The sequence below is a fragment of the Bradyrhizobium tropiciagri genome, from assembly GCF_018130505.1.
GTDB classification, from domain to species: Bacteria; Pseudomonadota; Alphaproteobacteria; order Rhizobiales; family Xanthobacteraceae; genus Bradyrhizobium; species Bradyrhizobium tropiciagri_B.
Genome location: NZ_JAFCKH010000014.1, coordinates 24,921 through 45,679 on the forward strand (window position 1 = coordinate 24,921; position 20,759 = coordinate 45,679).

General features: G+C 65.5%; 18 protein-coding genes. 6 read left to right on the plus strand and 12 right to left on the minus strand.

Features of this window, described 5'->3' with window-relative positions; genetic code table 11:
* The first annotated feature begins 3 nt into the window (after positions 1-3).
* Together JQ633_RS30285 and JQ633_RS30290 are read left to right on the plus strand one after the other, a co-directional pair.
* Positions 4-1,821 (plus strand): ABC-F family ATP-binding cassette domain-containing protein, encoded by a 1,818-nt coding sequence (locus tag JQ633_RS30285; RefSeq protein ID WP_211989069.1) that lies wholly within the window; start codon positions 4-6, stop codon positions 1,819-1,821.
* 108 nt (positions 1,822-1,929) lie between these two features.
* Entirely contained in the window at positions 1,930-3,009 is a 1,080-nt protein-coding gene (locus JQ633_RS30290) for a D-TA family PLP-dependent enzyme (RefSeq protein WP_211989071.1), read from the plus strand.
* Positions 3,010-3,101: 92 nt separating this feature from the next.
* On the opposite strand, the gene JQ633_RS30295 is transcribed toward JQ633_RS30290, so the two are convergent.
* The 9 genes from JQ633_RS30295 to JQ633_RS30335 all read right to left on the minus strand — a co-directional run bounded on the left by JQ633_RS30295 (position 3,102) and on the right by JQ633_RS30335 (position 12,985).
* Positions 3,102-4,343, minus strand: a complete 1,242-nt coding sequence (locus tag JQ633_RS30295; RefSeq protein ID WP_211989073.1) for an NAD(P)/FAD-dependent oxidoreductase — start codon at positions 4,341-4,343, stop codon at positions 3,102-3,104.
* Positions 4,344-4,440: 97 nt separating this feature from the next.
* Positions 4,441-5,358 carry an SDR family NAD(P)-dependent oxidoreductase gene (locus JQ633_RS30300; protein WP_211989075.1) on the minus strand — a complete coding sequence of 306 codons (918 nt, stop codon included), beginning with the start codon at positions 5,356-5,358 and terminating at the stop codon, positions 4,441-4,443.
* Between the two features lie 305 nt (positions 5,359-5,663).
* Positions 5,664-5,810 carry a hypothetical protein gene (locus tag JQ633_RS30305; protein WP_211989079.1) on the minus strand — a complete coding sequence of 49 codons (147 nt, stop codon included), beginning with the start codon at positions 5,808-5,810 and terminating at the stop codon, positions 5,664-5,666.
* Between the two features lie 170 nt (positions 5,811-5,980).
* The gene (locus JQ633_RS30310) at positions 5,981-6,460 is read right to left on the minus strand and encodes a MaoC family dehydratase (protein ID WP_211989080.1); all 480 of its coding nucleotides are present in this window, start codon (positions 6,458-6,460) and stop codon (positions 5,981-5,983) included.
* Positions 6,461-6,465: 5 nt separating this feature from the next.
* A complete protein-coding gene (locus JQ633_RS30315; protein ID WP_211989081.1) occupies positions 6,466-8,196 on the minus strand; it encodes an AMP-binding protein in 1,731 nt (576 codons plus the stop codon).
* Positions 8,197-8,329: 133 nt separating this feature from the next.
* Positions 8,330-9,217, minus strand: a complete 888-nt coding sequence (gene mmsB / locus JQ633_RS30320) for a 3-hydroxyisobutyrate dehydrogenase (RefSeq protein WP_211989087.1) — start codon at positions 9,215-9,217, stop codon at positions 8,330-8,332.
* Between the two features lie 24 nt (positions 9,218-9,241).
* Positions 9,242-10,324 (minus strand): enoyl-CoA hydratase/isomerase family protein, encoded by a 1,083-nt coding sequence (locus JQ633_RS30325; RefSeq protein WP_211989088.1) that lies wholly within the window; start codon positions 10,322-10,324, stop codon positions 9,242-9,244.
* Complete coding sequence (locus JQ633_RS30330; protein ID WP_211989417.1) at positions 10,321-11,466, minus strand: isobutyryl-CoA dehydrogenase; 1,146 nt, start codon at positions 11,464-11,466, stop codon at positions 10,321-10,323. The genes JQ633_RS30325 and JQ633_RS30330 overlap by 4 nt, the downstream gene beginning before the upstream one ends.
* Positions 11,467-11,488: 22 nt before the next feature.
* Positions 11,489-12,985: a CoA-acylating methylmalonate-semialdehyde dehydrogenase gene (locus JQ633_RS30335; protein WP_211989090.1), complete on the minus strand. Its 1,497-nt coding sequence runs from the start codon at positions 12,983-12,985 to the stop codon at positions 11,489-11,491.
* Between the two features lie 120 nt (positions 12,986-13,105).
* Here JQ633_RS30335 and JQ633_RS30340 point away from each other — a divergent pair, with 120 nt between their 5' ends.
* Complete coding sequence (locus JQ633_RS30340) at positions 13,106-14,020, plus strand: LysR family transcriptional regulator (RefSeq protein WP_211989092.1); 915 nt, start codon at positions 13,106-13,108, stop codon at positions 14,018-14,020.
* A gap of 12 nt (positions 14,021-14,032) precedes the next feature.
* Here JQ633_RS30340 and JQ633_RS30345 read toward each other — a convergent pair whose 3' ends face one another.
* A complete protein-coding gene (locus JQ633_RS30345) occupies positions 14,033-14,275 on the minus strand; it encodes a DUF1127 domain-containing protein (RefSeq protein WP_211989094.1) in 243 nt (80 codons plus the stop codon).
* Between the two features lie 163 nt (positions 14,276-14,438).
* Here JQ633_RS30345 and JQ633_RS30350 point away from each other — a divergent pair, with 163 nt between their 5' ends.
* Positions 14,439-16,010 (plus strand): winged helix-turn-helix domain-containing tetratricopeptide repeat protein, encoded by a 1,572-nt coding sequence (locus JQ633_RS30350; RefSeq protein ID WP_211989095.1) that lies wholly within the window; start codon positions 14,439-14,441, stop codon positions 16,008-16,010.
* A 19-nt stretch (positions 16,011-16,029) separates the two neighbouring features.
* Here JQ633_RS30350 and JQ633_RS30355 read toward each other — a convergent pair whose 3' ends face one another.
* Positions 16,030-16,641, minus strand: a complete 612-nt coding sequence (locus JQ633_RS30355) for a TetR/AcrR family transcriptional regulator (RefSeq protein ID WP_211989096.1) — start codon at positions 16,639-16,641, stop codon at positions 16,030-16,032.
* Between the two features lie 71 nt (positions 16,642-16,712).
* Positions 16,713-17,252 (minus strand): PaaI family thioesterase, encoded by a 540-nt coding sequence (locus tag JQ633_RS30360; protein ID WP_211989097.1) that lies wholly within the window; start codon positions 17,250-17,252, stop codon positions 16,713-16,715.
* A gap of 132 nt (positions 17,253-17,384) precedes the next feature.
* On the opposite strand from JQ633_RS30360, the gene JQ633_RS30365 reads away from it, so the two are divergent.
* Together JQ633_RS30365 and JQ633_RS30370 are read left to right on the plus strand one after the other, a co-directional pair.
* The gene (locus JQ633_RS30365; RefSeq protein ID WP_211989098.1) at positions 17,385-18,155 is read left to right on the plus strand and encodes an enoyl-CoA hydratase; all 771 of its coding nucleotides are present in this window, start codon (positions 17,385-17,387) and stop codon (positions 18,153-18,155) included.
* A gap of 296 nt (positions 18,156-18,451) precedes the next feature.
* Complete coding sequence (locus JQ633_RS30370) at positions 18,452-20,725, plus strand: FdhF/YdeP family oxidoreductase (protein WP_211989099.1); 2,274 nt, start codon at positions 18,452-18,454, stop codon at positions 20,723-20,725.
* Positions 20,726-20,759: the final 34 nt, after the last annotated feature.

A 20,759-nucleotide genomic window follows, 5' to 3' on the forward strand; every position in this document is an offset into this window, starting at 1 on the left:
AAGATGGCTCCGCCGCCTCTCATCCAGCTCAAGGACATCAGCCTGACCTTCGGCGGCACGCCGCTGCTGTCGGGCGTCGAGCTGTCGGTCTCCGCCGGTGAGCGCGTCTGCCTGATCGGCCGCAACGGCTCCGGCAAGTCGACCTTGCTGCGCATCGCGGCCGGCCTGGTCGAGCCCGACGCGGGCAGCCGTTTCGTGCAGCCCGGCGCCACCATCCGCTATCTGCCGCAGGAGCCGGATTTCGGCGACCACAAGACGACGCTGTCCTATGTCGAAGCCGGCCTCGGCCCCGGTGACGACCATTACCAGGCGCGCTACCTGCTCGAGCAACTCGGCCTCACCGGCGAGGAAGACCCGGCGCATGTCTCCGGCGGCGAGGCGCGCCGCGCGGCGTTGGCGCGGGTGCTGGCGCCCTCGCCCGACATCCTCTTGCTGGACGAACCGACCAACCATCTCGATTTGCCGACCATCGAATGGCTGGAAGGCGAACTGGAGAGCCGGCGCTGCGCGCTGGTGCTGATCAGCCACGACCGCCGCTTCCTCACCAATCTGTCGCGCAGCACGGCATGGCTCGATCGCGGCCAGATCCGGCAGATCGACCGCGGCTTCGGCGCGTTCGAAGCGTGGCGCGACGAGGTGCTGGAAGAGGAAGAGCGCGAGCAGCACAAGCTCGACCGCAAGATCGTCAACGAAGAGCACTGGCTGCGCCACGGCGTCTCCGGCCGCCGCAAGCGCAACGTCAAACGGCTCGGCAATCTGTTTGCGCTGCGCGACCAGCGCCGCAACTATCGCGGCGCCACCGGCAATGCCACGCTCGCCGCCACCGAGGCCGACAAATCCGGCCGCCTTGTCATCGAGGCCAAGAACATCGTGAAGGCCTATGGCGAACGTACCATCGTCGACGGCTTCTCCACCCGCATTCAGCGCGGCGACCGCATCGGCATCGTCGGCCCCAACGGCGCCGGCAAGACCACGCTGGTGCATCTCCTGATCGGCAACGATCCGCCGGATTCCGGTATGGTACGGCTCGGGGCCAATATCGAGATGGCGACGCTGGACCAGCATCGCGAAAGCCTCGACCCCAAGCTGACGCTGGCGGAAGCCCTGACCGGCGGCCGCGGCGACCATGTGATGGTCGGCGACAAGCCGAAGCACGTGATCGGCTACATGAAGGACTTTCTGTTCGCGCAGGAGCAGCGCGGCACGCCGCTCGAAGCCCTCTCCGGCGGCGAGCGCGGCCGGTTGATGCTGGCGCGCGCGCTGGCAAAACCGTCGAACCTCTTGATCCTGGACGAACCGACCAACGACCTCGATCTGGAAACCCTCGACGTGCTGGAAGAAATGCTCGGCGACTACGAGGGCACGGTGATCCTGATCAGCCACGACCGCGACTTCCTCGACCGCGTCGTGACCTCCGTGGTGGTGCCGGAAGGCCAGGGCCGCTGGATCGAATATGCCGGCGGCTACTCCGACATGCTGGCGCAGCGCGGCACTGATGTGAAGCGCGAGACGGTGAAGGCGCAAGGCCCGGTCGAGGAGAAGAAGGAAGCGAAAGCCGCGGCGCCCGAAGCCGCAACCAGACGCCGGCTGAGCTTCAACGAGAAGCACGCGCTGGAGACGCTGCCGAAGACGATGGAGAAGCTGCAGGCCGAGATCGCGAAGCAACAGAAGCTGCTCGACGATCCGAACCTTTACAGCAAGGATCGCAAGAAATTCGATGCGGCGTCCGCCGCGATCGCCAAGGCGCAGGAAGAGTTGAATGCCGCGGAGGATCGCTGGCTCGAGCTCGAAGTGTTGCGCGAAGAGATCGAACAGGCGTGATGGGTAGGATGGGTGGAGCGTAGCGATACCCATCATCACACGACGAAAGACTTTGATAGGTATCGCTTCGCTCCACCCATCCTACAAGGCCGAACCGGAGACGCCCCGATGACCACGCCCCTCGCCGCCAAGATCGCCAAGGAATACGGCACGCCCTGCGCCGTGATCGATATGGACCGGGTCGAGCGCAACATCGCGCGCATCCAGGCCGCCTGCGATGCCGCCGGGGTCGCCAACCGTCCTCATATCAAGACCCACAAGAACCCGACCCTGGCGCAGCTACAGGTCAAGGCCGGCGCGAAGGGCATCACCTGCCAGAAGCTCGGCGAGGCCGAGATCATGGCGGATGCCGGCATCGACAACATTCTCATCTCCTACAATCTGCTCGGCGACGAGAAGATGGCGCGGTTAGGGGCGCTGCAGGGCAAGACCAACGTCACCGTTGCGGCCGACAATTCGGTGGTGGTCGGTGACCTGCCGAAGGCAGCCGCCGCCTCGGGCCGCCCGCTCTCGGTGGTGGTCGAATGCGACACCGGGCGCAAGCGCGCCGGCGTCGAGACGCCGGCCGAGGCGATTGCGCTGGCACGCGAGATCGCTGCGTCAAAAGGCCTGAGCTTCGCCGGCTTCATGCTCTATCCGACCGAGACCGGCTGGGCCGACGCGCAGAAATTCTACGACGAGGCGCTGGCTGGCGTGCGCGCGCACGGCCTCGATGCCACAATCGTCTCGACCGGCGGCACACCAAACCTGAAGAACATCGGCAAGCTGAAGGGCGGCACCGAGCACCGCTTCGGCACCTACATCTACAACGACCGCATGCAGGTCGCCGCCGGCGTCGCTACCTGGGACGACTGCGCGCTGCACATCTACTCCACCGTCGTCAGCCGTGCCGGCCCGGAGCGCGGCATCCTCGATGCCGGCTCGAAGACGCTGACGTCGGATACCGGCGGCCTCGAAGGCCACGGCCTGATCCTTGAACATCCCGAAGCCAAAATCGCGCGCTTCGCCGAGGAGCACGGATTCCTCGATCTCTCCCGTAGCAACACGCGGCCCGGCGTCGGCGACGTCGTGCGCATCGTGCCCAACCATGTCTGCGTCGTCGTCAACATGATGGACGAGGTCGTGATGGTGCGCGGCGACGAGATCATCGGCACGCTGCCTGTCGCAGCGAGAGGGAAGCTGCGGTAGGCGCTGTCCCGTAGGATGGGTGGAGCGCAGCGATACCCATCATCCCACCGCGCGGATGGAAAGCTGATGGGTTTCGCTTCGCTCTACCCATCCTACGAAGCGAGCTGAGCAAGCCACCTCAGCGCGCCCTTCCCGGCAGCGGCGCCGGTTGCGAACGACGCCTGCAGCAGATAGCCGCCGGTCGGCGCCTCCCAGTCGAGCATTTCGCCGGCGGCAAAGGTGCCGGGCAGCTTGCGCAGCATGAACTGCGCGTCGAGCTCGTCGAAGCTGATGCCGCCGGCGCTCGAGATCGCGCGCGCGATCGGAGCGACGCCGGTGATCCGGATCGGCACCGCGTTGATCAGGTCGGCGAGATCGGCCGGCGTCAGTGAGGCCAACGGCCGGCCCGACGCCGCCGCGACCTCCTGCAACAGGCCGATGCCGACCGGCGACAGCTGTGCCGCCTTGCGCAGGAAGTTCGAGAGGGACTGCTTGCCCTTCGGCGCCGACAGGCGGCTGGCCAGGTCCTGCTTTGCCAGATCAGGCCGCAGCGCCACGCCGAGCGTTGCCTCGCCATTGGCCAGCACCGCCTCGCGCAGCTCCGCGGACAACGCATAGATCGCGCCGCCTTCAATGCCGGTGCGGGTGACGATCGCCTCGCCGCGCACCGTGTGCGAGCCGATCGTCAGCGCGACGCCCTTAAGCGGCTGGCCCTCGAAACGATCACGAAACACATCCGACCAGGCAACCACGAAGCCGGAGTTGGCCGGGCGCATCGGTGCGATGGCGATGCCTTTTGCCGCGAGTGTCACCGTCCACGCGCCGTCGGAGCCGAGCCGCGGCCAGCTTGCGCCGCCGAGCGCGAGCACCGAGGCGCCGGCATTGACCACGCGCGGACCATCTGATGTTGCGAACAACAGCGCGCCGGCTTCGTCCCAGCCGATCCAGCGATGGCGGAATGCGAACCGCACGCCCGCCGCGTCGAGCCGCCGCAGCCATGCGCGCAGCAAAGGCGATGCCTTGAATGCTTCCGGAAACACCCGGCCGCTGCTGCCGACGAAGGTCGGCTGCCCCAGCGCCGCGCTCCAGTCGCGCAGCGCCGCCGGCGGAAACGCCTCGACCGCCGCCTCCAGATGCGGCATCGCCTCGCGATAGCGCGCGAGGAATTCCGGCAGCGGTTCGGAGTGGGTGAGATTGAGCCCACCGCGGCCGGCCATCAGGAATTTGCGCCCGGCGGACGGCATCGCGTCGTAGACGGTGACCTGTGCGCCGCCTTGCGCGAGCGTCTCCGCCGCCATCAGGCCGGCGGGGCCGGCTCCGATGATCGCGGTGGGTTTGGCGGGGAATGAGGACATGAAGCGTCCATTTGCATGAACGTCATTCCGGGATGGTGCCAGACCCGGAATCTCGAGATTCCGGGTTCGCGCTTCGCGCGCCCCGAAATGACGGGGGCTACAATTTGATCCCGGCGCGCGCCGCGGCCTGCGCGACGTATTTCTGGGTCTGCTCGAACGCGCCCTGCAGTGCCTTGGCGGTCGACATGTTGCCGATCTCGGCAAAATTTGCGGCGATCGCGTCCGGGGTCCATTCGGATTGCGGCAGGTTGACGCCTTCGGTCTCCAGCACCTTGATGACGGCGAACGAGCCGGCGCCGGCACCCATGATGGTGCGGGTCGGCGCATCCTCGCTGAGCAGGAATTCGACCGCCGGCGTGATCGCCTCCGGCTTCATCAGTTGCAGCGCCTGCGGCGGCAGCAGTTCCTCGGTCATGCGGGTCGCCGCCGTCGGCGAGACCGTGTTGACCTTGATGTTGTTCTTGCGGCCCTCTTCCGCCAGCACGTTCATCAGGCCGACCATGCCGGCCTTCGCGGCACCGTAATTGGCCTGGCCGAAATTGCCGAACAGACCGGACGAGGAGGTCGTCAGCACGATGCGGCCGTAGTTGCGCTCGCGCATCCCGGCCCACACCGCCTTGCAGCAGTAGAAGGTGCCGGTGAGATGCACGCCGAGCACCTTCTCCCAGTCGGCGACTTCGAGCTTGGCGAACGATTTGTCGCGCAGAATGCCGGCATTGGCGCAGAGCAGATCGACGCTGCCCCACTCCTTGGTGGCGCGCTCGACCATCGCGGTGACCTGCTCGAAGTTCGAGACATCGGCGCCATCGGCCATCGCCGTGCCGCCCGCCTTGCGGATCTCCTCGACCACGGTCTCGGCCGGAGACAGCGAGCCGCCGGTGCCGTCGCGCGCGCCGCCGAAATCGTTGACCACGACCTTGGCGCCGCGGCTGGCGAGCCCCAGCGCATGCGCGCGCCCAAGACCATTGCCCGCGCCGGTGACGATAGCGACGCGTCCGTCAAACCTGATTGCCATATGCAAGTCCTGCTGTTCTTCCCTTCTCCCCTTGTGGGAGAAGGTGGCGTAGGCGGCCTACAGCCGCCGTCCGTTAAAACACGCCGACGTGTAGCGTCGGCTACGGCGCCGGATGAGGGGTTCTCTCCACGGATGAGCTCGCGGAGAGACACCCCTCACCCGGCTTCATCTCGCTCCACTCGATTGCGCCATCCTCTCCCACAGGGGGAGAGGGTGCACCGCCCAAGCGGCATGAAAAGGTTGGAGACTTTTGAGCAGCGATGGATGGCCGGGTCAAGCCCGGCCGGAACGGTCACGTGGAGCCGCTATACCGACGGAGCCATCGACCCGCACGGCTTCAGGCTCTTGAGCAGGTGCCCGTTCCAGCACTCGTGATGCTCCTGGGCGTAGCTGATCAAGCCGATCACGATCAATGCGACCACAACAAGTCCGGCGACGATGTTCTGCACCATGGCTGCCACTCCCCGGAACCCGCACCGCCTGAAGGGAGGATGATGGACACCGGAAATCGCCGCCGTCAATGCGCCATGTGGACCAGTCGGACGATGCACCGCACCATCCGATCAGCGAGGGCCCCTGCCCCGCAAGCGAGACAGGGTGTGCGCAGCCGTTCTCTTAATCCCTAGTTGAAGTAGATCAGGCCGAGCCAGTCGGCGACCAGCGCAGGCTTTTCCTCGCCCTCGATCTCGACCGTGACATTGGTGCGCGAGAGCAGTTCCTTCGGTTTCCGCAGCGTGGCTTCCGCCAGCACGAAACGGCCGCGGACGCGTTTTCCGGCGCGGACCGGCGAGAGGAAACGCAGCTTGTCGAAGCCGTAATTGACGCCCATCGCGGTGCCCTCGAGCACCGGCATCACCTCGTAGGACATGATCGACATCAGCGACATCGTGAGAAAACCGTGCGCGATGGTGGTGCCGAAGGCGGTCTCCTTCTTCGCGCGTTCTGGATCGACGTGGATGAACTGGTGATCCTCGATCACATCGGCATAGGTGTCGATGCGGCCCTGATCCAGCAGGTGCCATGAGGACACGCCGATCTCCTTGCCGACCATGCCCTGGTAGGTCGCAAGCGACACCGGCGGCTTCTTCCAGACTTCGTTCATGTTGGCTAGCTCTCCGATCCCGAAGTCCGCACTTTCTGCAGTTCGGGAAATTCTTCCTCGCGGAACTCGGCTCCGCGCAACGCATCACCGCGATTATCGTCATGTTCGAGCCGGCGCAACTGCACGCGGCGGATTTTTCCCGAGATCGTCTTCGGCAGTTCGGTGACCAGTTCGAGCTTGCGAATGCGCTTGAACGGCGCGAGGCGGGTGTGCAGGTGCTTGAAGATCGACAGCGCCGTCTCGGGCGTGCGCTCGACGCCGGCAACCAGCAGCACGTAGGCCTTCGGGATCGCGAGCCGGATCGGATCCGGGCTGGGCACGACAGCGGCTTCGGCGACCGCGTCGTGCTCGAGCAGCACGCTCTCCAGCTCGAATGGCGAGATGCGGTAGTCGGAGGATTTGAACACGTCGTCGGTGCGGCCGACGAAGGTGAGATAGCCCTTCTCGTCGGTGAACACGACGTCGCCGCTGCGATAGATCGCGCCATCGGCGCCGCCGAGCTTGCCGTCATCGCCCTGATAGCCCTGCATCAGGCCGGCGGGCCTGTCAGCGCCGAGCAGCAGCGTCACCTCGCCTTCCGTGGCGGCATGGCCGTCATTGTCGGTGACCTGCACGCGATAGCCCGGCAGCGGCCGCCCCATCGAGCCGACCTTCACCTTCTGCCCCGGCGAATTGCCGGCCAGCGCCGTGGTCTCGGTCTGGCCGTAGCCGTCGCGGATGGTCAGGCCCCAGGCGGCCTGCACCTGGTCGATCACTTCGGGATTGAGCGGCTCGCCGGCGCCGCAGACTTCGCGCAAGGACACCTTGAAGCTCGCAAGCTGCTCCTGGATGAACAGCCGCCACACCGTCGGTGGCGCGCACAGCGTGGTCACGCCGCAGCGCCCGATGGTTGCCAGCAGTCCCTTGGCGTCGAATCGCGGCTGGTTCACCACGAACACGGTGGCACCGGCATTCCAGGGTGCGAAGAAGCAGCTCCAGGCATGCTTGGCCCAGCCGGGCGAGGAGATGTTGAGATGGACGTCGCCGGGCTTGAGCCCGATCCAGTACATGGTCGAGAGATGGCCGACCGGATAGCTGCGCTGGCTGTGCCGCACCAGCTTCGGCTTTGCCGTGGTGCCCGAGGTGAAATAGAGCAGCATCGGATCGTCGGCGTTGGTCGGGCCATCGGGCGTGAACGCCTCGGGCGCCTTCGCGGCCTCCTCGAACGGCAGCCAGCCGTCATGCGCCTGCGTCGCGCCGACCACGATACGCACCAGCTTCTCGCTGCCGAGGCCCGCGAACTTCGTGACCTGATCCTGCGTGGCAATCACCGCCCGCGCCCGTCCGCGATCAAGCCGGTCGCGCAATTCATCCGGCGTCAGCAGCGTGGTCGCCGGAATCACGACGACGCCGAGCTTCATCGCCGCCAGCATGGTCTCCCATAGCGGCACGACATTGCCGAGCAACAGCAGCAGATGATCGCCGCGCTTTAGTCCCTGCGCGCGCAGGAAGTTCGCAACCTGGTTGGAGCGGCGCGAGAGATCGGCGAAGGAGAGCTTGGTCTCGTTGCCGCTGGGAGCATCGACGATCCACAGCGCCGCGCGGTCACGGCTGTCGGATGCTTTCGCCAGTTCGTCAAACCAGTCCAGCGCCCAGTTGAACGGCACCGGATCCGGCCAGCGAAAATCCCTCACCGCGGTGTCGTAGTCGGTGCGGTGCTTGAGCAGAAAGGCGCGTGCGTCCTGGAATGTGGTCATCTTCTTCCGAGCCCGTCGAATGTAGGTTCAACGTAGCCCGGATGGAGCGCAGCGCAATCCGGATCCGGTCGCGCAAGCTGGCAGAATTGTCCCGGATTTCGCTGCGCTCCATCCGGGCTACGGGGGAGCCTCGCTATTTTCCAGCGAGTCCCCGAACGTGCTGGATAATTCCGGAAAAGTCGACCCCGCCGTGTCCCGACGCGTCGAAGGTCTTATAGAGCTCCTGCGCATGCTTGCCGAGCGGCGTCACGGCGCCGGCCGCGTTGGCGGCATCCTGCGCCAGTGTCAGGTCCTTCACCATCAAATTGGAGGCGAATCCCGGCTTGTAGTCGTTGTTGGCCGGCGATGTCGGCACCGGGCCGGGAACCGGGCAATAGGTCGTGAGCGACCAGCACTGCCCCGACGAGGTCGAGGCGACGTCGAACAGCGCCTGGTGCGACAGGCCGAGCTTCTCGGCGAGCACGAAAGCCTCGCCGACCGCAATCATCGAGATGCCAAGAATCATGTTGTTGCAGATCTTGGCCGCCTGCCCCGCGCCGCCGGCGCCGCAATGCACGATCTTCTTGCCCATGTTCGCCAGCACCGGCTGGGCCGCAGCGAACGCCTTGTCCTCGCCGCCGCACATGAAGGTCAGCGTCGCGCCCTTGGCGCCGCCGGTGCCGCCGGAGACCGGCGCATCGACCGAGGCCATGCCGTGCTTCGCCGCCAGCGCATGCGCCTGCTTGGCGCTCTCGACGTCGATGGTCGAGCAGTCGATGATCAGCGTGCCCTTGGCCATGTGCGGGAGGATCTCGTTCCAGACGCCGAGCACATGCTTGCCGGCCGGCAGCATGGTGATGACGACGTCGGCGCCCTTCACAGCACTGGCGCCGCTCTCGGCGATCGCGGCGCCGTCGCTCTTGGCCTGATCGCGGGACGCCGCGACCAGATCGAACGCGGTCACCTTGTGGCCGGCCTTGACCAGATTGGCCGCCATCGGCCCGCCCATATTGCCGAGCCCGATGAATGCGACTGATGCCATGACGCTTCTCCCCTTGCGACGTTTCTATTTGCTGTTCGGAAACTTCAACTCATCGGCGCCGATCTCGGCGAAGTAAGGCGCGACCATCGCCGCGGTCACATCCTCGATCCGCGGCGGCGACCACTTCGGATTGCGGTCCTTGTCGATCACGGCGGCGCGCACGCCCTCGCGGAAATCGTCGCTGGCGAACACCTCCAGCGCGGCGCGATATTCGCGCACCAGGCATTGTTCCAGCGTCCCGCTCGCCCGCGCCAGCCTCAGCAGCTTCAGCGTCACTACCATGCCGCGCGGCGACTTCTCACTGAGCGTCTTCAGCGCCGCCTGCGCGAGCTCCGACCCGTCAGCCGTCAAGGCGGCAACGATGTCCTGCATCCGGTCATGCGTGAACCAGCCGTCGATCGCCGCCTGCTTCGCGGCGACGGGGCCGGCCGTCTCGCCGGTGGCAAACTCGGCGATCAACCTGTCGATCTCGGCCGAACTCGTACCTGGAGCAACCTTGGTCAGCGCCTCGCGCAAGGCGGGGAGCTTCGCACTCGGCACCACGGCATCGGCGAATTTCGCGTAAACCGCATCGGGGCCGTTCATCGTGGTGCCGGTGAGCCCGAAATAGGTCCCGATCTCACCCGGCGAGCGCGACAGCAGATAGGTGCCGCCGACATCGGGGAAGAAGCCGAGGCCGACTTCCGGCATCGCAAGCTTGGTCTTGTCCGTCACCACGCGATGACGCGCATGCGCCGACAGCCCGACGCCACCGCCCATGACGATGCCGTCCATGAAGGCGACATAGGGTTTTGGAAACTTCTTGATCCGCGCGTTGAGGATGTATTCGTCGCGCCACAGGATCTTGCCGAGATCGCCTTTGACCTTCGAGCTTTCCCAGAGCGCGCGGATGTCGCCGCCGGCGCACAGGCCGCGCTCGCCGGCGCCCTCCAGCACGATCACGGCAACCTCGGGATCGGCCTCGAACGCATCGAGCGCGCGGTCGATGTCGTGGAACATCTCCAGCGTCACCGCATTGATCGCCTTCGGCCGGTTGAGGCGGATGATGCCCGCCGACCCCTCCTTGCGTGCGATCAGGTCGCCCTCGGCCGCTGTCGCATCATTCATCGCGCGCCCTCGATCAACTTGCGCGACACGATCAGCCGCATGATTTCATTGGTGCCTTCGAGGATCTGGTGCACGCGCAGATCGCGCACGATCTTCTCGACGCCGTATTCGCTGAGATAGCCGTAGCCGCCATGCAACTGCAGCGCCTGGTTGGCGACCTCGAAGCCGACATCGGTGCCGAACCGCTTGGCCATGGCGCACAGCATGCCCGCGTCCGGATCCTTGCGGTCGAGCGCAGCGGCGGCGCGCCACAGGAAGGTGCGCGCGGCCTCAAGCTCGGTCGCCATGTCGGCGATCTTGAACTGCAGCGCCTGAAACTCGTCGAGCCGCTTTCCGAACGCCTTGCGGTCCTTCATGTAGGCCAGCGCCCTGTCGAGCGCCGCCTGCGCGCCGCCGAGCGAGCACGCGGCGATGTTGAGGCGGCCGCCGTCGAGCCCGGCCATCGCGATCTTGAAACCGATGCCCTCGTCGCCAAGCCGGTTCTCGACCGGCACGCGGGCGTTCTCGAACATCACCGCGCGGGTCGGCTGCGCGTTCCAGCCCATCTTGCGTTCATTGGCGCCGAACGAGACGCCCGGCGTCTTGCCGTCAATGACGAGCGTCGAGACGCCGCCCGGACCATCGCCGCCGGTGCGCACCATCGCCACCAGAAGATCGGTATCGCCGGCGCCGGAGATGAACTGCTTCTGGCCATTGAGCACGTAGTGATCGCCGTCGCGCACCGCGCGCGTGCGCAAGGCGGCGGCGTCGGAGCCGGCGCCCGGCTCGGTCAGGCAGTAGCTCGCCAGCAGCTCCATGGTGCAGAGCTTCGGCAGCCATTTGTGGCGCTGGGTGTCGTTGCCATAGGCATCGATCATCCAGGACGCCATGTTGTGGATCGAGATGAAGGCCGAGGTGGTCGGACAGCCGCCCGCCAGCGCCTCGAAGATCAGCGCCGCGTCGAAGCGCGTCATCGCCGAGCCGCCGACGTCGTCCTTGATGTAGATGCCGCCGATGCCGAGGCTCGCCGCCTCGCGCATCACGTCGACGGGAAAATGCTTCTTCTCGTCCCATTCGAGCGCGTGCGGCGCGATCCTCGAAGCCGCAAACGCCCGCGCCATGTCGCGAATGGCGATCTGGTCCTCGTTCAGAGCGAACTGCATCATCGCCTCGCTCAGAACAGACTCACTTCATCGTCGGGATCGAGAACTCCGCGCCTTCCTTGACACCGGACGGCCAGCGCGAGGTCACGGTCTTGGTCTTGGTGTAGAAACGGACCGAATCCGGACCGTGCTGGTTGAGATCGCCGAAGCCCGACTTCTTCCAGCCGCCGAAAGTGTAGTACGCGATCGGCACCGGGATCGGCACGTTGATGCCAACCATGCCGACATTCACCTTGGCGGCGAAGTCGCGCGCGGCGTCGCCGTCGCGGGTGAAGATCGCAACACCGTTGCCGTAGTCATGTTCGGAGGGCAGCGCCAGCGCTTCGCTGTAATCGTGGGCGCGCACGACCGAGAGCACCGGACCAAAAATCTCTTCCTTGTAGATCCGCATGTCCTTGGTGACGTTGTCGAACAGCGAGCCGCCGAGATAGAAGCCCTTCTCATAGCCCTGCATCTTGAAGCCGCGGCCGTCGACCGCGAGCGTCGCACCTTCCTTGATGCCGATGTCGATGTAGCTCTTGACCTTCTCGACCGCCTCGCGGGTTACCAGCGGGCCGTAGTCGGCGGACGGATCGACCGAGGTGCCGATCTTGAGCGACTCGACGCGCGGGATCAGCTTTTCCATCAACCGGTCGGCGGTGGTCTTGCCGACGGGCACCGCGACCGAGACCGCCATGCAGCGCTCGCCGGCCGAGCCGTAGCCGGCGCCGATCAGCGCGTCGACGGTCTGGTCCATATCGGCGTCGGGCATCACGATGGCGTGGTTCTTGGCGCCGCCGAAGCACTGGCAGCGCTTGCCGGTCTGCGCGGCACGCTCATAGATGTACTGCGCGATCGGGGTCGAGCCGACGAAGCCGACCGCCTTGATGTCGGGATCGTCGAGGATGGCGTCGACCGCCTCCTTGTCGCCGTTGACGACATTGAGGATGCCGGCCGGCAGGCCCGCTTCGATCATCAGCTCGGCGAGCTTCATCGGCACGCCGGGATCGCGCTCCGAGGGCTTCAGGATAAAGGCGTTGCCGCAGGCGATGGCCGGGGCGAACTTCCACATCGGGATCATCGCCGGGAAGTTGAACGGCGTGATGCCGGCGACGACACCGAGCGGCTGGCGCATCGAATAGATGTCGATGCCGGGGCCGGCGCCTTCGGTGTACTCGCCCTTCATCAGATGCGGGATGCCGCAGGCGAACTCGGCGACCTCGAGGCCGCGCTGGATGTCGCCCTTGGCGTCGGGAACGGTCTTGCCGTGCTCACGCGCGAGCAACTCGGCGAGCTTGTCGTAATCGCGCTGCACCAGCTCGACGAACCGCATCATGACGCGTGCGCGGCGCTGCGGGTTTGTGGCGGCCCATTCCGGCTGGGCGGCCCTGGCGTTCTCGACCGCGGCGCGGACTTCGGCCTTGGAGGCCAGCGCAACCTTGGCCTGGACGTCGCCGGTCATCGGCTCGAAGACGTCAGCCGTGCGGCCCGACGTACCCTTGACCTCCTTGCCACCAACGAAATGTCCGACTGAGCGCATGGATAACCTCCCTCTGGGACCTGAATCGCCGCTGCAGGCGGCGGGATCGCTTTACAAACTCTATTGACCCTGCATTTTACAGGATACAAGTCCGATAAATTGCACCATAGATGTGCGGAAATGCTGGATCAAGGCGGCGGCACAATCGACTGGGACGACTTCCGCTTCGTGCTGGCCATCGTGCGCGGCGGATCGGTTTCGGCTGCCGCCAAGCAACTCGGCGTCGATCATGCCACAGTGATCCGGCGTGTCGACCGGCTGGAGCGTCACCTTTCCGCAAAACTGTTTGATCGGCGCAAGACCGGCTATCTGCTGACCGAGGCCGGCCAGCGCGTCGCCGACAGCGCGGAGGCGATGGAATCCACCATCGTCGCCAACCAGGAGGCGGTCGGCGGCTCGCGCGCGCATCTCACCGGCACGGTGCGGATCGGCGCGCCGGATGGCTTCGGCAGCCACTTCCTGGCCTCGCGGCTGGTCAAGTTCACCGAGCGGTATCCCGATCTCGATCTGCAACTGGTGGCTACGGCGCGGCTGTTCTCGCTCTCCAAGCGCGAGGCCGACATCGCGATCAGCCTGACCATGCCGAAGGAAGGCCGCATCGTCGGCCGCAAGCTGCTCGACTACACGCTCGGGCTTTATGCCGCACCCGCCTATCTCGCGAAGGCGCCGAAGATTGCAGCGCGCGCCGACCTGCCGAAGCATCGCTTCGTCGGCTACATCGAGGAACTACTGTTCACGCCGGAACTGGACTATCTGCCGCAGGTCTCGCCGAAGATCTCGGCCAAATTCCGCAGCGCCAATCTGATCGCGCAGCTCAACGCCACCATCGCCGGCTTCGGCATCGCCGTGCTGCCGCACTTCATGGCATCAGCGCATCCGGAGCTCACGCCGGTGCTGCCGGACGAGGTGCGGATCTCCCGCACCTTCTGGCTTTTGATGCACGCCGACAGCAAGGACCTCGCGCGCATCCGCGCGGTGGCGGATTACATCTACGAGACCGTGGAGACCGAACGCGCGCTGTTTAGCGGAGCGTAGGCCTCGCCGACGTCATCCGGCGGATCGAACGCCTCGCGGGTCGGTATCCGGGTTCGATGCGACATAATCGACCTCGCCACGCGAGATCCCGATGTCGATCAGCTCCCGGTCACTCAGCCTGTAGAGATCGGCGCGCAGCCGCTCCCATTTGCGCCATTCCTGAATGGCCTCCCAAAAGCCGCTGAAGACGCCGGAGATCCGCGGCGTCGATGCGGTCGTCGGAGCCGAACTCGTTGGACTGTAGGTCGTGCTCATTGCAGCACCTCCGGCTTGCGTATTGTCCTGTGCAGACAGGTATCGGGGCTTGAGCGGTCACGCTTGACAGGCCGCTTACATTTTCCTCACCGGCAGCTTATTCTTGACGGTGGAAGCGGTGCCACGGCGCCTCGATCGGAGGCACAGCCAAGGTTTTCGCAGCTTGCGCTATCTCTTCGAGGAGTACGCACTCGACACGGACCGGCGCGAGTTGCATCGCGGGACGGAGATGATGTCCGTCACGCCACAGGTATTCGACCTGCTCGACTTTCTGATCCGCAACAGGGAGCGCGTCGTCAGCAAAGACGACATCATCGATGCCATTTGGAATGGGCGCATCGTGTCGGATGCGGCGTTGACGACACGCTTCAACGCGGCACGCGGCGCTATCGGCGATTCCGGCGAGGAACAACGCCTCATCAAGACACTGCCGCGCAAGGGTTTCCGGTTCGTCGGCGCGGTCCGGGAAGAGCCCGCGCCGTCCGGCGCGGCTATGGCCGACGCCCCGGCAGAACCACGGCAGCCCTCCATCGCGCTCCCCGACAAGCCCTCGATTGCCGTGCTCCCATTCCAGAACCTGGGTGCCGACCCGGAGCAAGAGTATTTCGCCGACGGCGTCGTGGAAGACATCACGATGGCGCTGTCGCGGTTTCGTTGGCTGTTCGTGATCGCACGCAATTCGAGTTTCACCTACAAGGGCCGAACCGTGGACATCAAACAGGTCGGTCGCGAACTGGCGGTGCGTTATGTTCTCGAAGGCAGCGTCCGCAAGGCCGGGACTCGCGTTCGTATCGCGGGTCAACTCATCGATGCCGAAACCGGAGCCCATCTCTGGGCGGACCGTTTTGACGGCGCGCTGGAGGATATCTTCGATCTGCAGGACGAGCTGACTTCCAGCGTCGTGGGTGCAATCGCCCCCACGCTGCAGCGTGAAGAAATCAGGCGGGCCCGATGCAAGCCAACCGAGAATCTGGATGCATACGACTATTACTGGCGCGGCTTGGCGAAGACCCGCTTCTGGACCAGGGACGCGAACAGCGAGGCGCTCCGGCTGTTCCAGAAGGCGATCGAACTCGACCCCCGTCTGGCGTGCGCCCATGGCATGGCCGCGTGGTGCTACGCCCCGCGCAAGGCGCGTCGCTGGATGATCGATCAGGCACAGGAGACCGCCGAAGCCATCCGGTTGGCCAGGAGAGCGGTGCATCTGGGCGCGGATGACCCGGTGGCGCTGTGCATGGGTGCATATGTCCTCGCCTTCCTGGCCCATGAGTTCGACGATGCCGTGGCCTTCATGGATCGCGGCCTGGCGATCAACCCGAACCTGGCGCAAGCCTGGACCCTGAGTGCCTGGATGAGAGTTTGGAAGGGCGAGCCGGACCTCGCCCTCGATCACGCGGCGCGTGCCATCCGCCTGAGCCCGCTCGATCCTTACATCTCCAACATCAATGGAGCCGTGGCGTTCGCCCATTTCCTGGCGGGGCGCTACGACATGGCCTCGTCGAGCGCGGAAAAGGCAATGCGCGCCAATCCGGAGTTCCTGCTGTCAACCTGCATATTCGCAGCCAGCAATGCGCTCGGCGGACATCTTGGAGCAGCCAAAAAAGGCTTGGCACGGGCACGCGAAATCAATCCCGATTTGCGCGCTTCCAACCTGGAAGATCTGACGCCATTTCGGCAGGCAGAGCATATTGCCCGTCTTGCCAAAGGTCTTCGGGAAGCCGGGCTGCCGGAATGATCGCCGCTTGGGGGCCGACCTAATTCACCTTCTTCTTCGCCGGCGGCTTGGCCGCCGCGGCACGGGCGAGCGCCGCTTCGCGGCCGGAGGCCAGGATCTCCTCCGACAATTCGCCGTTGCCGGCGATCCGCGACATCACGATGGTGCCCATCATGGTCGCCAGCGTCGCCATCGCCTGCTTGCGCGCGGTCTTGCGCGGCACGTCGAGGATCTGGTCGGCAATCATGTCGATCATCTGCTCGAGCTTGAGCGCGAACGCCTTGCGGGTCTTCGGGGTCTCGCGCGCGATCTCGGCGCCGAGCGAGGGCACCGCGCAGCCCTGGCCCGGATCATCGCGATGAACCGTCGTCAGATAGCCATCGACGATGGTCGCCAGTCGCTTCTCCGGCGCCACGTCGGCCGTGACCTTGCGCCAACGCTCCGTGGCGCGGTCCATCGCGTAGTTGAAGGCCTCGATCACCAGCGCCTCGCGCGAATCGAAATGCGCATAGAAGCCGCCATGGGTCAGCCCGGCATCCTTCATCAGGTCAGCAACGCCGATGCCGTGGGCACCCTTCTCGCGCAGCCGCACCGAAGCCTTCCGCACGATCCGCGCGTGGGTCTCCTGCTTGTGTTCCTTGGAATAGCGCATGCCACTCTCATGAAATGTTTCTAATCATATAATAGCAGATTTGCGCCGGAAAAGCTGTAGCTATTTCGTAGCTACTTCACCTTGGGCTCCTCGCCGATCATGGAAAAGGTCGCGGTTGCGTGCACTGCGAGATTGCCCTTGCCGTCGCGGACGAATCCCTCGGTGTAGCTGGTCTGGCGCCCGAGCTTGATCACCTTGCCCTCGGCGCTGATGGTTCCCGAGCGCACCGAGAGTGGACGCAGATAGGTCAGTTTGAGATCCAGCGTTACCGAAGTCTGTCCGGCCGGCAACGCGGTGGAGATCGCGCAGCCCATGGCGGTGTCGAGCAGCGCCGCCGCGGTCGCGCCGTGCAGCAGGCCGATGGTATTTTCCAGGCTCTCTTGCGGATCGAGTTCCATCACGATCCGCCCTTCGTCGACCACGGCCATGCGGAAGCCGATCAGCTTGGCCATCGGCGGCGGCGGCAGGACGCCGTCGCGGATCGCCCGCATCGCCTCGATGCCGGACATCGGCATCGCGGCTTTCGCCACCGGCCCCGGCGCCTGCCACTCGACGACACGCACGCGCAGCAACTCGGGCGAATGAAGGTCGGTACTCTCGGCGACGGTCATGACGGCTCCATTTATATGATTACTATAATTCTATAGATGCGGGCTTCGTGACGCAACTGGCCGCGATCCCTTGACAGCGGCCGGCTTTGTCCCGGACATGGCGCGATCATTCCCTGCTTCCAGAGACCATCCATGGACATGCTCAATCCCCATTGCGGCATCGCCGGCGACGCCAGGGGCGTCGTTCGCCTGACGATCTGCAACGCCGGCAAGCTCAACATCCTCAGCTCCGACGTCACCGACGGCGTGCGCGAGGGTTTTGAACACCTCGCCGCCAACCGCGATATCCGCGCCGTGATCCTGACCGGCGAGAGCGAGCGCAGCATGATCGGCGGCGCCGACATCCGGGAGATGGCGCGGCTCGACCAGGCATCCGCGGAAGCCTTCATCAGCCGCCTGCGCGACCTCTGCGAGGCGGTGCGCCAGTTCCCGGCGCCGGTGATCGCGCGGCTGCCCGGCTGGTGCCTCGGCGGCGGCCTCGAAGTCGCCGCCGCCTGCGACGTCCGCATCGCCGCGCATGACGCGATGTTCGGCATGCCCGAGGTGCGCGTCGGCATCCCCTCGGTGATCCATGCGGCGCTGCTGCCGCGCCTGATCGGCTGGGGCCGCGCCCGCTGGCTGATGATGACCGCAGAGAACATCGACGCACAAACCGCGCTGGCCTGGGGCCTCGTCGACACCGTGGCGAAGCCCGGCGGCCTCGATGACGCCGTCGAGCACACCGTGAAGGCGTTGCTGGAATGCGGCCCCGAGGCGCTGCGCATCCAGAAGGATCTGCTGCGGCAGTGGGAAGAGCTGCCGCTGACGGAATCGGTCAACCTCAGCGTCGGCGTGTTCGGACAGTCCTTCCTGACCGGCGAACCGCAGCGTCTGATGCAGGGGTTTTTGGATCGCAAGCGATAGCGGAAGCTTGTAGCCCGGATGGAGCGTAGCGAAATCCGGGAACGCGTTATCCGCGGATCGAGCGGCCCCGGATTGCGCTTCGCTGCACCCGGGTACGGCTGCTGCATATGCTGACGGACTGTTGACCACAGGCCTGAGCCCATTAGGCTAGGCTTCATTGCGAGACTGCCCATCCGGATCGAGAACGTCGATCCGAACGCGCTGATCTCGCTGATCGCGGCGCATGCCGCCAACAAACAATCACCTTTTGGGGATTCGACGCACGGGGTCACACTCAAAAAGTTGCAGGAGGACATATGGTCCAAAAGCGCGACGTTCCCGGGATCCGCCCTTATGATGCACCGGCCGGCGGCTGGGGCGCCCTCAAGGCCACCGCGGAGGCGGTGCGCACCCAGATGGATTTCGTCGAGGCACCGATCACGCTGCTGCGGACCAACAAGCCCGACGGCTTCGATTGTCCGGGCTGCGCCTGGCCCGACAAGGAGCACACCTCCACCTTCCAGTTCTGCGAGAACGGCGCCAAGGCCGTGACCTGGGAGGCGACCAGCAAGCGCGTCACGCCGGAGTTCTTCGCCGCCCACACCGTCACCGAGCTGCTCGGCTGGAGCGACTTCCATCTCGAGAACGAGGGCCGCCTCACCCACCCCCTCGCCTATGACGCAGCGAGCGACACCTATCAGCCGATCTCGTGGGACGACGCCTTCGCGCGGATCGGCGCAAGTCTTCGCGGCCTGCCCGATCCCGACATGGCCGAGTTCTACACCTCCGGCCGGGCCTCGAATGAAGCCGCGTTCCTGTTCCAGATCTTCGCGCGCGAGTACGGCAGCAGCAATTTTCCAGATTGCTCCAACATGTGCCACGAGGCGACCAGCGTCGGCCTGCCGCAATCGATCGGCATCGGCAAGGGCACGGTGTCGCTGGACGACTTCGACCATTGCGAGCTGATCATCGCGATGGGCCACAACCCCGGCACCAATCATCCGCGCATGATGGGCACGCTGTGGGAGGTCTCGCGCCGCGGCGCGCCGATCATCGTGTTCAATCCGCTGCGCGAGCGCGCGCTGGAGCGGTTCGCCGATCCGCAGGACCCGATCGAGATGGTCACGCTCGGCTCGACGCGGATCGCCTCGACCTACTACCAGCCCAAGGTCGGCGCCGACGCCGCGGTGCTGAAGGGCATCATGAAGGCGCTGATCGAGATGGACGACGCCACGCGCGACGTGCTCGATCACGCCTTCATCGCCGAGCACACCCGGGGCTTCGATGCGTTCGCTGCCGATTTGCGCGCCACGCCCTGGGATTCGATCGAGACGGTCTCCGGATTTGCCCGCGCAAAGCTCGCCGAGGTCGCCGCGCTCTACGCCAAATCCAGGGCCACCATCGTCACCTACGGAATGGGCATCACCCAGCACAGCCGCGGCACCGACAACGTCCAACAGATCGCAAACCTGCTGTTGCTGAAGGGCAATTACGGCAAGCCGGGCGCCGGCATCTGCCCGCTGCGCGGTCACTCCAACGTGCAGGGCAATCGCACCGTCGGCATCACCGAGAAGCCCAACATCCCGATGTATGAGGGCATCGAACGCACCTTCGGCTTCAAGCCGCCGCGCAAACACGGCCATGACGCGGTCGCGGCGATGGAAGCGATCGACGACGGCCGGTCGAAGGTGCTGATCGCGCTCGGCGGCAATTTTGCCATCGCGCTGTCCGATCCCGAACGCTGCGCAGCGGGCATGCGCAAGCTCGAGCTCGCCGTGCATCTGGCGACAAAGCTCAATCGCTCGCATCTTCTGATCGGCAAGCAATCGATCATCCTGCCGGTGCTCGGCCGCACCGAGCAGGACATCCAGGCCTCCGGGCCGCAGGTCGTGACGGTCGAAGATTCCATGTCGATGGTGCACGCCTCGCGCGGCAAGCTTACTCCGGCCTCCGAGCATCTGCGTTCGGAATCGGCCATCGTCGCCGGCATTGCGATGGCGACCCTGCCGGCGAGCAAGGTACCGTGGCTGGAATTGATCGCCGACTACGACCGCATCCGCGACGCCATCGAGGGCGTGTTCCCCGATTTCAGGGATTACAACGCGCGCATCCGGATTCCCGGCGGCTTCCGCCTGCCGCTGCCGCCGACCGAGCGCAAATGGACGACGCCGTCAGGCAAGGCCGAATTCCTGATCTTCGATGGCCTCGAGGAGGATCCGGTGCTGAGCGACACGACCGTGCTCAAGCTCACCACCATCCGCAGCCACGATCAGTACAACACTACGATCTACGGCCTGAACGACCGCTACCGCGGCGTGTTCGGCCGGCGCGATGTGCTGTTTGCGAATGCCGACGATCTCTCCGCACTCGGCCTCGCCCATGGCGATCTGGTCGAGATCGAGACCGCGCTGCCGACGGGCGCACCACGCCGCCTCACCCTCACCGCGATCGCCTATGACATCGCCCGCGGCTCGGTCGCCGCCTATTATCCCGAAGCCAATGGCCTCGTGCCGCTCGACTATCGGGACAAGGAGAGCGGCACGCCATCGTACAAGTCGGTGCCCGTCCATTTGCGTCGAGCGGGCTCATAGCTTGTAGCCCGGATGAAGCGCAGCGAAATCCGGG

Excerpts from the sequence above, each read along its gene's own strand:
- JQ633_RS30290 (WP_211989071.1), top strand. The coding sequence starts at position 1,930 with ATGACCACGCCCCTCGCCGCCAAGATCGCCAAGGAATACGGCACGCCC.
- JQ633_RS30335 (WP_211989090.1), bottom strand. The coding sequence starts at position 12,985 with ATGCGCTCAGTCGGACATTTCGTTGGTGGCAAGGAGGTCAAGGGTACG.
- JQ633_RS30365 (WP_211989098.1), top strand. The coding sequence starts at position 17,385 with ATGGACATGCTCAATCCCCATTGCGGCATCGCCGGCGACGCCAGGGGC.
- JQ633_RS30355 (WP_211989096.1), bottom strand. The coding sequence starts at position 16,641 with ATGCGCTATTCCAAGGAACACAAGCAGGAGACCCACGCGCGGATCGTG.
- JQ633_RS30295 (WP_211989073.1), bottom strand. The coding sequence starts at position 4,343 with ATGTCCTCATTCCCCGCCAAACCCACCGCGATCATCGGAGCCGGCCCC.
- JQ633_RS30345 (WP_211989094.1), bottom strand. The coding sequence starts at position 14,275 with ATGAGCACGACCTACAGTCCAACGAGTTCGGCTCCGACGACCGCATCG.
- JQ633_RS30360 (WP_211989097.1), bottom strand. The coding sequence starts at position 17,252 with ATGACCGTCGCCGAGAGTACCGACCTTCATTCGCCCGAGTTGCTGCGC.
- JQ633_RS30325 (WP_211989088.1), bottom strand. The coding sequence starts at position 10,324 with ATGAATGATGCGACAGCGGCCGAGGGCGACCTGATCGCACGCAAGGAG.
- JQ633_RS30370 (WP_211989099.1), top strand. The coding sequence starts at position 18,452 with ATGGTCCAAAAGCGCGACGTTCCCGGGATCCGCCCTTATGATGCACCG.
- JQ633_RS30330 (WP_211989417.1), bottom strand. The coding sequence starts at position 11,466 with ATGCAGTTCGCTCTGAACGAGGACCAGATCGCCATTCGCGACATGGCG.
- JQ633_RS30285 (WP_211989069.1), top strand. The coding sequence starts at position 4 with ATGGCTCCGCCGCCTCTCATCCAGCTCAAGGACATCAGCCTGACCTTC.
- mmsB (WP_211989087.1), bottom strand. The coding sequence starts at position 9,217 with ATGGCATCAGTCGCATTCATCGGGCTCGGCAATATGGGCGGGCCGATG.
- JQ633_RS30315 (WP_211989081.1), bottom strand. The coding sequence starts at position 8,196 with ATGACCACATTCCAGGACGCACGCGCCTTTCTGCTCAAGCACCGCACC.
- JQ633_RS30300 (WP_211989075.1), bottom strand. The coding sequence starts at position 5,358 with ATGGCAATCAGGTTTGACGGACGCGTCGCTATCGTCACCGGCGCGGGC.
- JQ633_RS30305 (WP_211989079.1), bottom strand. The coding sequence starts at position 5,810 with ATGGTGCAGAACATCGTCGCCGGACTTGTTGTGGTCGCATTGATCGTG.
- JQ633_RS30340 (WP_211989092.1), top strand. The coding sequence starts at position 13,106 with ATGCTGGATCAAGGCGGCGGCACAATCGACTGGGACGACTTCCGCTTC.
- JQ633_RS30310 (WP_211989080.1), bottom strand. The coding sequence starts at position 6,460 with ATGAACGAAGTCTGGAAGAAGCCGCCGGTGTCGCTTGCGACCTACCAG.